Genomic DNA, 14,095 nt, shown 5'->3' on the forward strand with positions numbered 1-14,095 from the left:
ATTACCCCATTTTGAGAAGTAGGTTTATAGAAAAATTTTATATCAGAGAATTCTAATATATCCTTGTTAATAGCAATGCTATTTTGTACATCGGTATAATGTTTTCATGATTATTTTCATTATGTTGTGTTATTACGCATATAACATTTCCTTTTAATTTTTTGTGTTCTTCTGTAGGAAAAATATTTTTAAAGTCTTCTATAATCCTGTTAAAGATACTAGGGGATTTTACGGTCTCTTTTTTTGCTACTATGATAAATTTTAATTTATCGGTCATTTGAACTAGCTTTTGAATGAAAAATACATTGATTAACTCTTGCACTGTATCGGGTACTCCGTTAGAGCATGCCCAAAATACTTTTTCTGCAATTTCAAATTTTTTGGGATCATATATAGCCGGTTCATATTTATGCTGAATTTCCGGCGTTGTTTCAAAATCAAATAATTTATCAAATGTAAATTCTTCACCGTTAATCTTAAGGTTGTGCGCAAGAGCATTTAAAAATGTGTTTTTTTCCGCTATAAGGTAACCCTATTACTACTCTTTAGCTTCTGGTGTTTTTCCTGCTGGTATTAGTGAATAATTCACTGCAGTCAATGCATTGAGAATATTTGCTTTTAAAGAATCAAGAGCAGTTTCTTCTTCTGTGAAAGGTTTAATCTCAATTTCTGTGGGAATTTTAAATTTCATATATAACCGCTAATCTATTCTTTAATATAAATTTTTATACTGTCGCTTTCGCCGCTATCGCTGATAGCTCTAATAATAAATTCACCGGTTTTTGCTTTCCATATTAATGCTTCGTTTGGTTTCGCGGTTGCTATTAATTCATTTTCCACAAACCAAAAAATGTTGTTGGTTTTATTATCGCTAATCGCACTAAAAGTAATGTTATCACTATTTTTAATTGAATGTACGGAATTTTTTAACGGGTATATAATTTTAGGTTTTTGATGATGCCAATTTGTCAACCTATTGCAATGGTTTGTAGGTATCGGTTTTGGTAATATATGTATTTCTGCTTTTTGATAAACCGCAAGCATATCTGTTGGCCATAAATTTACTGTTTTATATTCTGTTTGTCATTTAATAAAGTTACAAGCAGGCATACCGGTTTTTAAATCTATCAACATTTTTCTATAAATACTGGATTGTTTTATCGGTGATTTGCCTTGAATGAATAAGGTTTCTGCTTTAACCGGACACATATCGTTATCGATATCTTCCGTATCTGCACAAACTTTTACTTTAGTAATATTTAGTGCATTAATTTTTGAAAGGATTAAATCCTCATCTTTATTTGGTCTAGCTATGGATTCGATAATATTAAAGAATAAAGGGGCTGCAGCAATATTACCCGTAAATGTTCCGTGAGTTTGCCCTTTGAAATCCCCAACCCAAACAGCAAGTACGTATTTCCCGAATATGCCGACGCTAAGTGCATCTCTAAATGAGCTGGAAGTATCTGTTTTCCAATAAATCGGTAAGTTATGCCTTGTATTATTATAGGTAATAGGACGAGTCGTATCTTTTATGATATCAAGTGTTAAATAGCTTGTCTCGGGGGATAGTAGTACGGTGTCTGTGTCATCCTTGTCCTCTCCTGTGTTATTCCCGCGAAAGCGGGAATCCAGTAAATCATATGAAATTTTTGTTCCAACATTTAGGTAATTTTTTATGGCTTCCTGCTGTTGCAGGAATGACATAGTAGAATCCAATACTTTTCTAAGCGGTTTATAAGTACCGAAATTAGCAAGCATAGCATAAAGAGTAATTAACTTTTCAAGAGTAATTTCTGCTGTGCCGAGCACTATAGATAAACCGTAATTTTCAGGTTTTCGTAAGCCGCTAATTTTTGCTTGTTGTAAGAACTCATAAAAATTCGGGTTTTTTAACTTAGACGCTAGAAATATTACAGGTACGTTACGGCTCTTTATTAACGATTCTCTAGCACTTAAACCGCCTGCAAACCTACTATCAAAATTTTCCGGTTTATAATAATCATAGTAAGTAGGTGTATCCTTTAGTAAAGTTAACGGATGTATTAGTGATTGATCAAAACTAAGTGCATAGACAAACGGTTTTAAAGCTGAGCCTGGAGATCTATGGCTTTTAGTGCGTTAATCTGTCCACAAATATCGTTATTAAAAAACTCTCCGGAGCCAATACTTGCAAGTACTTCCATAGTAGTAAAATCAATAAGAATTACGGAGGCATTATTAATGCCATATTTTTTCCGATCATTAATATATAGCCGAACTTGTTGTTCTATAGCAGCTTGCAGATTTTTATCTATAGTAGTGCGTATAATAGGGCTATCATTATTTGCTAGTATGTCTAAAGTAAAATGCGGTGCAATAAAATGAAGCTTTTTATTTTGATTAAATTTAACCGGCAAACTAATTAACTTATTATAAATAATATCTTGTGGGTGAATCGTGAGCCACTCGGTAAATAGATATTTACGTACTTTAAAAATATTAATATCATTCCCACCTCTTTTAAGCGGATTTTGTGGGATTACTGTAAGGCTTAGAATATCGATCAAATTTAAATCTTTTAGGTCACGATTGAAGTAAATATAACTGCCGGCTGCTATCCCTTCAATATTACTACCGTAAGGCACTAGATTTAGATAAGCTTCTAGGATTTCATCTTTTGAATAATGTAGCTCTACATTAATAGCTTTAATGATTTGATGGATTTTACCAAGAATAGTAGAAAAGTTTATTCCATATCTTAAACGTGTTACTTGTATTGTTATAGTAGAGCCGCCTATTTTACGATTATTCTGTAAATAAGTAGAATAAAAAGCTTTGGCTAAAGAAACAGGGTTAACACCAAAATGCGCATAAAAATGCTTGTCTTCATATAATAGTACTGTTTCTATAAAACTTGCCGGTATTTCACGTATAGGAGTGAAGATCCTATATTTATCGTCTTTAGAAAGCGAAATACGCATTAACTCGCCGTTTCGGTCAAATACTCTTTGTGAGAAACTTACGTCTTTAAGTAAAGGTGCAGGAGGAATAGCAAAATATAATATTATAATGCCGCTGATTGTAATAAAAAGTAATTTGGTTTTGAGAGACAAAGTAATATACCTTATAGTTTAATGTCATTCCCGTGTGGGCAAGAAAGCGCGGTTGCGTGGAACGATTTTTGCGTCATTGCGAGGAAAAACTGCAAGTGTCGACTAAGCAATATTGGAACAATTCCTGAGATTGCCACGCTCACTAACGTTCGCTTGCAATGACGACTTGGGTATTCATGCGGGAATGACATCATGTGATATAACAATCATTATAAAGCATTTTAAAAATAATGAAAATTTTAATAATATAGCTTGCATTTATAGAAGTAATATCGTATAATATTCTACGAGATTTTAATAAATTAACTAAACGTTAACAAAATAACATTTCCTATAAATACTAAAATATATATATAAAATCCACGTTACTATCCTATTTTATAACTCATCAATATAAATTTTTGACATAATATTTTTTATGTATCATTATCTTTAATAACAAAAAAGTATTAATATTTTAAGTAATAAGATTTATTAAAGAGGAATTAGAGATTATGAAATATTAAATCTATAAATTCTAAACTTACAAAATTATTCTTACTTAACTGTGCTAATGCTGCAATCCTTACCGCTGTGACCGGGGAAGCAAGAGCAGATATAGAAATCTATGATATATTGAACCATACTGCTGACTACCAAATATTAACTCCTGCTCAAAAGCTTAATGTTATAAAAGGAATTCAGGACCGTACAGATTGTGGTGACCTTGTTGACCATCTTATGCAGGGGGAAAGAAGATTATTCAATAACGCAATAATAGAAGTCACTAGACTTCAAGCAGTTGCTCCTGTACTTAACGGTGCTAGAGCAAGTAGAGAAGTACGTGCAGCTGGTGTTGAAGTTGTTGATTTAACAGGTAATACAGCAGTAGAAACAGGACGTAACGAGCAAGAGATGGCTCTAGAAAATAGACTTCAAGTATTGGAAATCCTTGCTAAAGCTGAAGGGGCAAATGCTGTCAGTATTAACGATAAAATTAAAAAGGCTATACATTTTATAACATAGAAAATTTAAATACACCTTTGGAGCAGTTAAAATATATAGCTATGACAGGCGGTGTAGATGACGATTTAAAAGTTGTAAATAATCTGTAAGAAGCATCGATATTAATGCTAAATACTCTGAATCAGGAAACAGCCCTTTGAAATAAGTTTAAAAGCGTAGCTACTCCGGAAGCAAAACATAAATTATTAGATCAATTTAAAAACTATGTTAATCAAAACTTAGTTGAGCTTGAGTCTAAACAATCTAGTATTCCCATAAGACAATCCGTAATGAAGTTAGCTGATCCTGCAATAGTAGTTAATTATTGAGAGCAGATGGCTAAATTAAAAGAAGCATATATTGATAACGGTAACATTAAGATAGTGAATGAAAACGATAAGGTAGTTGATGAGCAAGGTCTAAAAAGTTATAACAAGATTTTAAAAGATGCCGGTTTAATAACTAAAGATTTGGATGGTAAGAAAATGCAAGCATTGATAAATAATTTCGATGCTTTAACAATGAGTGATCTGGCACTTGTCCTAAAAAAGACTGTAGGTGAAATAAGAATAGATAATGAGGGTCTAGTAGGTCTTGTAATATAGCACCTCAAGCAATGGCAGGAGTAGTACTGCCGCCTCTGCCTCTACCGGGTGGAGTAGCAGCTCCTCCTCCGGCAGGTGTGGGTATAAGACTTGCAATAGCTAGGGATATAGCAAATCTAGATGCCATAGGTGATGATGAATTAAAATTAGCAGGTTATAAATCTAAAGGCACAAGAAGATGTTGCATTAAGAGGAAGAATAGCTGCACCGGCACCGGTTGTAGGCAGAGCAGTCGCAGAAGTTCTTGTAGCTCCGAATACTTTAGACAGAATATTGCATAATGAGATGTATTTAGCTAAAAATAATGGAAATCCCGGGAAGCTAGAAGTAAGAACATTAGATTAGGTGCAGAAAGAGATTTAGGGATTACTATCAAAACACTTTTGACTTTAGAAGAAAGGAAGTTCACTTGAGTCTTTAGCATTATTTTCAGAAGCAAAGCCTTATAAAGCACAATTAATGATAAAAGCTGAGAATTATTTGGAATAGACTAAAAGATGATGATGTAATAAAGCAAATTTCAAGGCAAGCTTTAACTTTAAATAATAAAATAGCCAACAAGGAATTTTTTAAAGAGTTATTTAATGAAGAAGAACATAATGCAATAGACCGTTAAACTATACTTTTGATAAATTACCGCTGGACTTACAAAATCATATTACGGCAAGAAGTACTGAAATAAAAATAAAAGATGAACTACAAGATAAGAAAACAATTATATCAAGAATAGATTATATTGCTAAAAATGAAAATGTTTTAAGAGCAAATTCTTTAAATAATGAAATAGAGATAAAATTTTCCGATGTACTAGATCTAGCTCCTAATAAAGGAGAAGTACGCGATAATATAGCCCTTACGCCTAAAGCAAAAAAAGTAAATACTCAAATAAATAATTGGATTAATAACAATATTGTTAATTTAACAGTGGAAAGTAATATAGATAGAGGCTAACATTTTTACAAAATAAAGCTGTACCGGCAACATTATCAAGAATTTATGAAACGGCAGTTGATACTAACGCTAGATTACTAAGAAAAGTTTTAGCCGATAATGCAGCTGGTTTATCTAAAGTTTCTAAAACCATTACAGAGAAAAATATAACAGACGCCGTACAAAATAATTTTAATGCAAAAATGAAAGCTTTAATACCTAATACTAAAGATTTCTTAAAAGAGGCAATTGTAAAATTTCTTAATATAAATAAGTGATGAGAAAATAGAAGCGGTATTAAAAGGAGTAAAGCTGCTAATACCCCTGTTATTGCACCAGTAATAGTGGTAGCAGGTGGACCTGCCACTACATACGAGGATAGGAGATAATGGGCTTGGTATGGACGGTTTAGTCAGAAAGAGGAACAGTCTAAAGCCTATCGTAAATCTTTTTCCTAAAAAAATGCTGTGGTTGCAGTGGCATTAGCTTATATTGCTCCTACTTCTAAAATAGGGGCAAAAATACGAAACCGTTGTTCAAGCTATAGCAGCTTCAGTTGACACGGATTTCAAAAGAGAGTTAGCAATAAAGACTCAAGGAAAGGAAAAACTAAAAGCATTAATTGTAGAAGAAGTTTTTGAGAAATATACAAATAAAAATGCAGATGCACTTGATGGTAATATAAATCAATTAGCTCAAGCTATACAAGAAGGAACCAATATTGAGTTCATAGGTCCTAAAAGAGAAGTAGCAAGTGGTATAGATCAGGAAACAAGAAATTTATGTATTAGAATGAATCAAGATGCAGGATTAATGCGGCAACTTAAAGCGAATAATTCTAGGTTAGCAGCAATTATAGAAGCGGCAGCTGTAAATGAAGCAGAAGTTGCTACAAGATATCCGGAGTCAGCAGCAGCACAAGCAGTAGCCAATGGAGACGTAAGCTATGGTGGAGTAGTTGTAGTAGCTTCTGCTGTTGCTTTTGTGGTTCCTGTTGCACCGTTGGTTTTACCGGCAGATCCTGAAGAGGATGCAGGAGAGGTAATAGCTGTTCCTGCAGTTGCAGCTCCATTAGCACCGGCACCGGTAGTTATTAATATGGAAGATGTAGGGGTAGTTCCGCCTCCGGTGGAAGAAGCTCCACATACTGTAGAGAGGATTGTTCCTGTAGAAGGCAATATTGAAGGCTTTGATGATAAAGATGATGATTTTAACATTGAAGAAGATTATGAAAATGATGATTATAATATAATACAGGAGCGAACAAAAGTATAAGTATCTAGTAGTACAAATAAATCAGAATCTAAGGATTCTGAAGTTAGCCTTGAAAACTCGAAGCAAGAGGACGCTAGACAAGAAGAGGAGGCAAAAGTAGTTGCTTCTATAAAGGAAGCCGCAGAAGCAAGCATTGCTGAAGCTGTAAGAGTTGAAGCTGCTGAAGTTGTAGAAATGCAAAATGCAGTAAAACAAGACGAAGAAATGATTGGAGCAATATATATGATTCATGATATCACTCAAATGAGCTGTAATATTATATCGCATAGAATGTTCTCTAGTGCTGTGGTTGCTGCGGGTGATGAAGATGAAAAAGTGTTAGATAAAAGCCTTTGGATTGCAGGTACTTACGGTACTAATACGCAAAAAGGTTTTGCCGGTTATAAAGGTCATGCTGCGGGTGGTACTATAGGTTTTGATATTGGTTCTGATAACTACAAAGATTTAGTCGGTATTGCTTAATACTAAATTGGATTCAAAGTTTAAATCTAACGGTAGCAGGGCAAATACTAATATCGATAGCCATATCGTAACTTATATACGGACAAAAAGAATTACCGAAAAACTTTATGATACAAGCTATGTTTGCTTACAATTATAATATAGTAAAAAGTAAATCAACCGTTTAGGTACTATTGCAACCGGTAAATATAAGGATAATAATTATAACTTTGAAACTTTATTAAATTATAATCATCTTATGAATGGTGATATTACTCTTACTCCAAATCTTGGTATAAGATACGGCCACTCTAAAGACAATACATATCAAGAAAGTGATGTTGTAGGTATTCAGCATTTGAGTATTGGTTCTAAAAGTAGCATTTATAGAGCGGTATTTTAGGCGGTAAGGTAGAGCTCTTTAGCACCGTAGAAAATAGCTGAAGGTTTCAGTGTTATGCCTGTACTTCAAGCATCTGTAGAACATTACTTAATGATAATAGTAAAAAACTTAATGCTAAAGTAAAATGGAAAGATAGAGAAGTTAATGAAACTATCGCATTACCGAAGCAACCTAAAGTCGCTTATAATATCGGTGCTAGCGTTTTAACTGAAAAAGATAATGTAAGCGTATTACTTGAATATCACTGTCATTTACAAAAGAAATATCAAAGCTATCAAGGCTTTGTGAAGTTGAAAGTGAAGTTATAACCGCCAAAATCGTCATTGCAAGAAAAAACTGTAAGTTTTGACGAAGCAATCCAGTAAAAAATGCTAATTTATAGCATTTTTTTTTATTTTTTGTGGATTACCACGCAGCCTATGGCTGCTCGCAATGACGATTATGGACCCACGCTAGCAATGCACTCACAAGAGTCGTAAATAATACTTATTAATCGTCTCTTACTACTAACACTGATATATCTGAATGACGGACGATTTTAGAAGCATTAGGTCCAAGCATATAATCTTTTAATTGTAGTCTGACTGCAGAGATTATGATTAAATCGGCTTTAATTTCATTAGAGTGCTTAATTATTTCATCATAAACGGCACCGCTACCTATATAATAATCTGTTTCAATTTCATTGGGAATATATTGTTTGATAAGCTCTTTAATTTGAGCTTTATACTTTTCTTTTTTCTCTGTTCTCCAATGTTTGGGTAAATAATCTTCAAACATTTTCGTACCGAATTCAGGAATTACATACATAAAATGTAATTTTGCTTGAAAGTTCGTCGCAAGCATTAAAGCCTTAGAAAGAATACCTTTTATAGATTTTTTATCATTTAAATCTATAGGTATCAGTATATTTTTAAATATAGTATTTTCAGACATAAGATATTGTTAGTTTTTGTTTCTTACTGAATCATGTTTTGGTAGGACAAAATTTTTAGTATCGGCGAAATAGTTAATGTCCAGGTTATTTAATAAGTAGTTAGAAAGTTTAAAATTTGCTACGTTTCTATGAAAAGCTCCGATAAATTTATCTAAAATATCACGATTTGCCTCATCTCTAGTTACTAGGATTGCCGATACTTTTACTGTAGTGTGATTATCGGTAATCCCTGGATATAAGCCCTTATGAAGTATGGCTTTATGAAAAGCTCTATTTTGTTTTATTAATTCCGTTATTTTATCATTGTCAATAGAAATGAAATCAATTTCACACTTATTAGCTATTAAATTTACTAAGGGGTTAGAATGTCCAACCATCATTATTATAGCATCTATTTCCTTATTACAGAATTGATCACTAGAATCTTCATAATTAATGTGTAGCTCTTCAGGTTCCTTAGCAAATTTATATAAAGAACGTACGACATCATAAGTAATATGACTACTGGAAAATGCTGGACCGTTAGTTATTTTTTTTCCGTCAATATCAGCAAAACCTTTTATTTTATCCTCATCTTTTACAATAACCGTAAAAAACTCATCATGTAGATTAAGCACCTGACGTAAATTTTGCATTTTTTCTTGATCGTGATAATAACCTATGCCCTCATATGCTTCTACTGCAATATTAGCTTGCACTAGGGCTAAATCAATTTTGCCTTGTTGTAATAATTTTAAATTTTCTATACTACCGTTTGTTGCAACAACTTCGCATTTAATATGTTCATTATTTTTATCGTCATTTGTAATAGTCTTGCATAAATCAAGTCCAATAGCATAATATCCTTTTAAAATAGAGCCGGTACCGATTTTAATGACTTTTGGAGCAGCATAAATATTACTGCAAATAAGAAATATGCTAATAATAGTCGCTAGCTTAAAATTGTTCATAAAGCTAATTTGAATTATTTGTGGTATTTTGGTCTTCTTTATGTTCACCAAGTTTTAGTTCTAATAAATTAATAGCACCGATATTTATTCCTTTGTCTGAAAACTCAATATCAAACTTAGCTTTTGTTATATTGTTGTAAGCTGAATTTGAATCATTTTGCTCTGTATTTAATTGCACGTCGGAAGCTTTATTAATTGCTTTAGCAATAATTGTTTTAATTATTTTCTTAGAAAAAATAATATTATTCGGTAATAATTTATCAACTATGGCATTATAATTTTCCAGCTCAAAATATAGTTTTCCTTTCGGTAATTTATTGGCAAAGAGTTGTAAATCACCGTTTAAATTAATTTTAGAATCATTATCACAAGTAAAAATAAATCTCTCTATATTAAAATTTTGTAAAATAGCTGAATCTTCTCCGTCTTCAGTAAATTTTAAAGAAGCAGCAATATCTAAATTAGCATTTTTAAAATTCAAAATATCTTTTTCTGAATAATAATTCATGTTTAAAAATAAGGATATATTTTCCTCATTTGCTAAATTCTGTTTTCTTATAAGAAATGCTAAATCATTAATTTTAAAGATTTCTTGATTATCTTTAAATATCAATAATGCTTTATTATTTAACTGAATTGATTTTAATATTTCTTTTAAATTATCATCTTTTGATATTTTATATAAAGGTTTATTAAATTTGCCTATACCTTTTATGTCATCATCGCTGCGTACATCATAGGTAAATGTTTTGTCGCCGTAATTATCGACTTCTCTAATAAAAGGACCGAAATTAAGAGCGGCTCTTTTAGTACTAAAAGCTATATTTAGGACAATATTTTTGCATGTAAATTCTTTAGAATTTACATGATTAATTAATTTTACTTTAGGATCCGTTACGGTAATTTTCCAATTAAAAGGATAGCCTGAAAACTTAACTACATTATAAGATATTTTAAGATTATCGGATTCAGAATTCTTTATTAAACTTACAACGTTATTTTTTATAGTATATGCAGTTGCAAACCATATTATAGTAAAGGCTAAAAACACAAAAAGAAGTATTTTACGTATCACTTTTTTAATCCATTATAATTTTATATTACGAGTAGCAGCAGGAAGGTGTACTTTTATGCCGTCTAATTCTTCGGTTAAAATAATTTGACATCCCAATCTAGAAGTATCGGTAAGACCAAAGGCTAAGTCAAGCATATCTTCCTCTGCTTCCGTAGGTTTTTTTAATTTGTTGTAAAATTCTTCTTCTAAAATAACGTGACAAGTAGCACAAGCAAGTGATCCTTCACAAGCCCCCTCAAGGTCTAGATCGTTACTATGGGCAATTTCTAAAATAGAAAGCCCTATCGGTGCTTCTACTGTTTTTTCTTCTCCATCATTTATAATAAATGTTACTTTTATTTTTCCTGACATTCTTCTTATTTTTCATTATCTAAATTAGTTCGATTATATATAATATTTTATATATAACTGAGGCTATTTAATTTGATTGATATTTTTGCCTTTTAGCAAATCATTAATTATTACATTAAACTTTGTATCCATAGATTTTTTTATTTTGGATTTAAACTCTTTAATAGAATTATTAATTAAGATCCAATCTCTAGCGTGTACGGCTTCTTTTATATTATCTAATAAAGAATTAATTATAGATATCTCACTTTCCGATAATAAAGTTGTGAATTCCGCTATAGCACGTTCTATGCTAAAGATAAAAGCCTCTGCTTCAATTACTGCTTCTTGTAATAATCTTGTAGTATAATCTATTTTAGCATTTTTATACGCGTTTTCTAACATAATATCAATCTCCGTTTTATCAATACCGTGATTTGGCTTTACTTCTATAGCATGTGATGTATTGCTGATTTTCTCATAAGCAGAAACGGATAATATACCGTCTGCGTCAATAGAAAAAGTAACTTCGGCTCTAATATATCCTGCTTTCATAGGAGGAAGTCCCTTTAACTCAAATCGGGCTAAACTGCGACAATCGGCAGCCATTTCACGTTCACCTTGTAATATGTGAAATTGTATACCGGTTTGATTATCGACATAAGTCGTAAATTCTTTTACGACCGAAATAGGAATCGGAGTATTATGCATGATGATTTTTTCAACTATACCGCCATATAATTCCATACCCAGCGATAAAGGTGCTACATCAATCAATAATGAATTTGTATGGGGTGCTATTAAATTTTCTGCTTGTAATGCAGCCCCCCATACAACTGCTTTATCAGGATCAATATCTGATAGAATATCTATTTTAAATGCTTTATATAATTCGTCTTTTATTAAAGGAGTGCGGGTTGCACCCCCTACTAAAATAACTCCGTCTATATTTGGATTTCCTGCTTGTTCTAAACACTCTTGAGCTATATTGATAGTACGTTCTACTAAGGGTAAAATTAATTGCTCTAATGTTTGCTTATTAATTGATACATTATCATTATTAAAACTATCTTTATATGTTAAAGTTTCTTTTGCTTTTTTTGCAAGTTGTAAAGTATCTATAGAATTAGGTAAATCAAATTTATTGCAAAGATATTGTGTAATTACTACATCTATATCGTTGCCACCAAGCATATTATCACCATTTGTTGCTATAACTTGAAAAATACCTTCTTGTATATTAAGAATAGATACGTCAAAAGTGCCGCCGCCTAGGTCATATACTAAATAACAGCCTTTTTGATTTTTGTTTAAGCCGTAAGCATAGGCAGCTGCAGTAGGTTCGGCAATTAGCCTTAATACTTCAAAACCTGCTATTTTAGCCGCAAGCATTACTTCGCCTCTTGCTGCATCGTTAAAATGTGCAGGTACTGTTATTACTGCTTTAGTTAGATTAGTCTTTAATTGTTCTTCTGCTTGATTTTTTAGGTAAATAAAAATTTCTGCTGCAATTTCAGGGACTCTCAGTTGTTTATTTGCAAAATTTAGCTTAAGCTCACTACTATTTACATCTAGATAATCTTTAACTAACGAAAAAAGTGCCGGAGTATTGAGAATTTCTTTTAATGTTTTACCGAATAGTCTTTTAATAGAACGCAGTCCTTTATTATTACCTATAGTAAAATTGTTACTTGTAAAATCTATAGTAGTTGGGATTAATTCTTTATCATCTATAGATTTAATAACTTTAACTTTTCTATTAGCTGCAATAGCTATTAATGAGTTAGTAGTGCCAAAATCGATACCGACTGCTATTTGCTGTTCTGGCTTAAAATCAGCTTGCTCCGGTTCCCTAATTTCTATTATTTGCATGATTTTATTTTTTCTTGCAGTTTATGCAGCAATGTCCCAATATATTTAAGCTTGCTAGTTTTTATAGTTGCGTCTGATAGATTTTGTTCTTCAAAAGCTTGTTTTAAAGCATCAATTTCAAGCTTTTTCATTAATTCATATTTGTCTTTTATTTTTTCTAAATCACTAAATAAGATAGTATTTTCGATTATTTCCATTTCATCCCAGAATATGCTTAATTCTAGCGGCGAAAGTAAACTACGTGTTTTTTCGTCATTCAAATTTATATTTTGCAAAAGCAGCATATATTCAGCACGCTTTAAGGCATCTTTAAGAGTAGAGTAAGCGTTATTTAATTCAGCCGCAGTAATTAGATTTTGTTCCTTTTCCTGCAAAGTTTTTGCTTTATCGGGATGATATTTTACCTGCATAGCAAAATATTGCTTTTCTAATATCTTTAAATTAATATTATACTCTTGCGGAAGTCCTAATAATTGAAAATAATTTTGCACTTTTCCTTTTTTGTAATTCTAAACTGCTCTATCATATATCAAAAATTAAAAAAATACAATTATGGAAGTAGATCTATTACATTTTGAAAAAAAATATCATAACTGTATTGTAGCAGGTATAGATGAAGCAGGTAGAGGACCGCTTGCAGGTCCGGTAGTAGCAAGTGCCGTTATAGTAGATAACGCCAATATTATAACGGGCATTAAAGATTCTAAAAAGCTTTCCAAAAAGAAAAGAGAATTACTATATGAACAAATCACTAGTAATTATGCTTGGGCAACTGCTATTATTTCTCATACCGAAATTGATGATATTAATATATTAGAGGCAACTAAAAAAGCTTGTTCTATTGCTGTAGCAAATCTTAGCCTTGAGCCAGAAATAGTGTTAGTTGACGGTAATATGCAGTTTAAGGATGAAAGATTTGTCAGTATAATTAACGGTGATAATTTATCATTATCGATTGCTGCGGCTTCTATTATTGCAAAAGTTACTAGGGATCGTTTGATGCTAGACTTAAGTGCTGAATTTCCCCAATATTTATGGCACAAAAATTCCGGCTACGGTACCAAAGAACATATCGAAGCTATTAATATACATGGCTTATCACCGTATCATCGTAGGAGTTTTAGGTGTTGTTAATGGTATTGCCCGTGTGGACACTGAATCATCATTGCGAGCAGCCATAGGCTGCGTGGCAATCTCA

General features: G+C 32.0%; 16 protein-coding genes and 1 pseudogene. 7 read left to right on the plus strand and 10 right to left on the minus strand.

Annotated features, from left to right (window positions below):
* Positions 1–52: 52 nt before the first annotated feature.
* The 3 genes and pseudogenes from BTU51_RS07730 to pbpC form a co-directional block, all read right to left on the minus strand.
* Complete coding sequence (locus tag BTU51_RS07730) at positions 53–322, minus strand: hypothetical protein (RefSeq protein ID WP_012150467.1); 270 nt, start codon at positions 320–322, stop codon at positions 53–55.
* A gap of 216 nt (positions 323–538) precedes the next feature.
* Positions 539–691, minus strand: a complete 153-nt coding sequence (locus tag BTU51_RS08485; RefSeq protein ID WP_012150469.1) for a hypothetical protein — start codon at positions 689–691, stop codon at positions 539–541.
* A 14-nt stretch (positions 692–705) separates the two neighbouring features.
* A pseudogene (gene pbpC, locus BTU51_RS01460) lies at positions 706–3,095 on the minus strand (penicillin-binding protein 1C).
* A 573-nt stretch (positions 3,096–3,668) separates the two neighbouring features.
* On the opposite strand from pbpC, the gene BTU51_RS01465 reads away from it, so the two are divergent.
* The 3 genes from BTU51_RS01465 (at position 3,669) to BTU51_RS01480 (ending at position 4,965) form a co-directional block, all read left to right on the plus strand.
* On the plus strand, positions 3,669–4,100 hold the full coding sequence (locus BTU51_RS01465; RefSeq protein WP_012150470.1) for a hypothetical protein: 432 nt from the start codon (positions 3,669–3,671) through the stop codon (positions 4,098–4,100).
* Positions 4,101–4,414: 314 nt separating this feature from the next.
* Positions 4,415–4,684: a hypothetical protein gene (locus tag BTU51_RS01475; RefSeq protein WP_012150471.1), complete on the plus strand. Its 270-nt coding sequence runs from the start codon at positions 4,415–4,417 to the stop codon at positions 4,682–4,684.
* An 11-nt stretch (positions 4,685–4,695) separates the two neighbouring features.
* On the plus strand, positions 4,696–4,965 hold the full coding sequence (locus BTU51_RS01480; protein WP_012150472.1) for a hypothetical protein: 270 nt from the start codon (positions 4,696–4,698) through the stop codon (positions 4,963–4,965).
* Positions 4,966–5,678: 713 nt separating this feature from the next.
* Here the strand turns inward: BTU51_RS01480 and BTU51_RS01495 are convergent.
* Positions 5,679–5,981 carry a hypothetical protein gene (locus BTU51_RS01495; RefSeq protein ID WP_012150473.1) on the minus strand — a complete coding sequence of 101 codons (303 nt, stop codon included), beginning with the start codon at positions 5,979–5,981 and terminating at the stop codon, positions 5,679–5,681.
* 425 nt (positions 5,982–6,406) lie between these two features.
* On the opposite strand from BTU51_RS01495, the gene BTU51_RS01500 reads away from it, so the two are divergent.
* The 3 genes from BTU51_RS01500 (at position 6,407) to BTU51_RS08060 (ending at position 7,733) form a co-directional block, all read left to right on the plus strand.
* Entirely contained in the window at positions 6,407–6,889 is a 483-nt protein-coding gene (locus BTU51_RS01500) for a hypothetical protein (RefSeq protein WP_041472472.1), read from the plus strand.
* Between the two features lie 174 nt (positions 6,890–7,063).
* On the plus strand, positions 7,064–7,351 hold the full coding sequence (locus tag BTU51_RS08055) for a hypothetical protein (protein WP_155105193.1): 288 nt from the start codon (positions 7,064–7,066) through the stop codon (positions 7,349–7,351).
* 172 nt (positions 7,352–7,523) lie between these two features.
* Complete coding sequence (locus BTU51_RS08060) at positions 7,524–7,733, plus strand: autotransporter domain-containing protein (protein ID WP_075807900.1); 210 nt, start codon at positions 7,524–7,526, stop codon at positions 7,731–7,733.
* A gap of 489 nt (positions 7,734–8,222) precedes the next feature.
* Here the strand turns inward: BTU51_RS08060 and BTU51_RS01520 are convergent, their stop codons facing one another.
* From BTU51_RS01520 to hscB, 6 genes are all read right to left on the minus strand, one after another.
* Entirely contained in the window at positions 8,223–8,669 is a 447-nt protein-coding gene (locus BTU51_RS01520; protein ID WP_012150475.1) for a universal stress protein, read from the minus strand.
* A gap of 9 nt (positions 8,670–8,678) precedes the next feature.
* Positions 8,679–9,620, minus strand: a complete 942-nt coding sequence (locus BTU51_RS01525) for a TAXI family TRAP transporter solute-binding subunit (protein ID WP_012262256.1) — start codon at positions 9,618–9,620, stop codon at positions 8,679–8,681.
* Positions 9,621–9,624: 4 nt separating this feature from the next.
* Positions 9,625–10,695 carry an RP198 family tick cell line-upregulated protein gene (locus tag BTU51_RS01530; RefSeq protein WP_012262257.1) on the minus strand — a complete coding sequence of 357 codons (1,071 nt, stop codon included), beginning with the start codon at positions 10,693–10,695 and terminating at the stop codon, positions 9,625–9,627.
* A 12-nt stretch (positions 10,696–10,707) separates the two neighbouring features.
* A complete protein-coding gene (locus BTU51_RS01535) occupies positions 10,708–11,046 on the minus strand; it encodes a ferredoxin family 2Fe-2S iron-sulfur cluster binding protein (protein WP_012150478.1) in 339 nt (112 codons plus the stop codon).
* A gap of 63 nt (positions 11,047–11,109) precedes the next feature.
* Positions 11,110–12,897 (minus strand): Fe-S protein assembly chaperone HscA, encoded by a 1,788-nt coding sequence (hscA, locus tag BTU51_RS01540; RefSeq protein WP_012150479.1) that lies wholly within the window; start codon positions 12,895–12,897, stop codon positions 11,110–11,112.
* Entirely contained in the window at positions 12,888–13,388 is a 501-nt protein-coding gene (gene hscB / locus BTU51_RS01545; RefSeq protein ID WP_012150480.1) for a Fe-S protein assembly co-chaperone HscB, read from the minus strand. Before hscB ends, hscA begins: the two co-directional genes overlap by 10 nt.
* Positions 13,389–13,449: 61 nt before the next feature.
* Here hscB and BTU51_RS01550 point away from each other — a divergent pair, with 61 nt between their 5' ends.
* Positions 13,450–14,031 (plus strand): ribonuclease HII, encoded by a 582-nt coding sequence (locus BTU51_RS01550; RefSeq protein WP_012150481.1) that lies wholly within the window; start codon positions 13,450–13,452, stop codon positions 14,029–14,031.
* The last annotated feature ends 64 nt before the right edge of the window (positions 14,032–14,095 follow it).

This window comes from Rickettsia rickettsii (genome assembly GCF_001951015.1).
Lineage (GTDB): Bacteria > Pseudomonadota > Alphaproteobacteria > Rickettsiales > Rickettsiaceae > Rickettsia > Rickettsia rickettsii.

Coding starts and splice junctions, on each gene's coding strand:
- BTU51_RS08485 (WP_012150469.1), bottom strand. CDS start 691: ATGAAATTTAAAATTCCCACAGAAATTGAGATTAAACCTTTCACAGAA.
- BTU51_RS01475 (WP_012150471.1), top strand. CDS start 4,415: ATGGCTAAATTAAAAGAAGCATATATTGATAACGGTAACATTAAGATA.
- BTU51_RS01480 (WP_012150472.1), top strand. CDS start 4,696: ATGGCAGGAGTAGTACTGCCGCCTCTGCCTCTACCGGGTGGAGTAGCA.
- BTU51_RS01500 (WP_041472472.1), top strand. CDS start 6,407: ATGAATCAAGATGCAGGATTAATGCGGCAACTTAAAGCGAATAATTCT.
- BTU51_RS08055 (WP_155105193.1), top strand. CDS start 7,064: ATGCAAAATGCAGTAAAACAAGACGAAGAAATGATTGGAGCAATATAT.
- BTU51_RS01520 (WP_012150475.1), bottom strand. CDS start 8,669: ATGTCTGAAAATACTATATTTAAAAATATACTGATACCTATAGATTTA.
- BTU51_RS01525 (WP_012262256.1), bottom strand. CDS start 9,620: ATGAACAATTTTAAGCTAGCGACTATTATTAGCATATTTCTTATTTGC.
- BTU51_RS01535 (WP_012150478.1), bottom strand. CDS start 11,046: ATGTCAGGAAAAATAAAAGTAACATTTATTATAAATGATGGAGAAGAA.
- hscA (WP_012150479.1), bottom strand. CDS start 12,897: ATGCAAATAATAGAAATTAGGGAACCGGAGCAAGCTGATTTTAAGCCA.
- BTU51_RS01550 (WP_012150481.1), top strand. CDS start 13,450: ATGGAAGTAGATCTATTACATTTTGAAAAAAAATATCATAACTGTATT.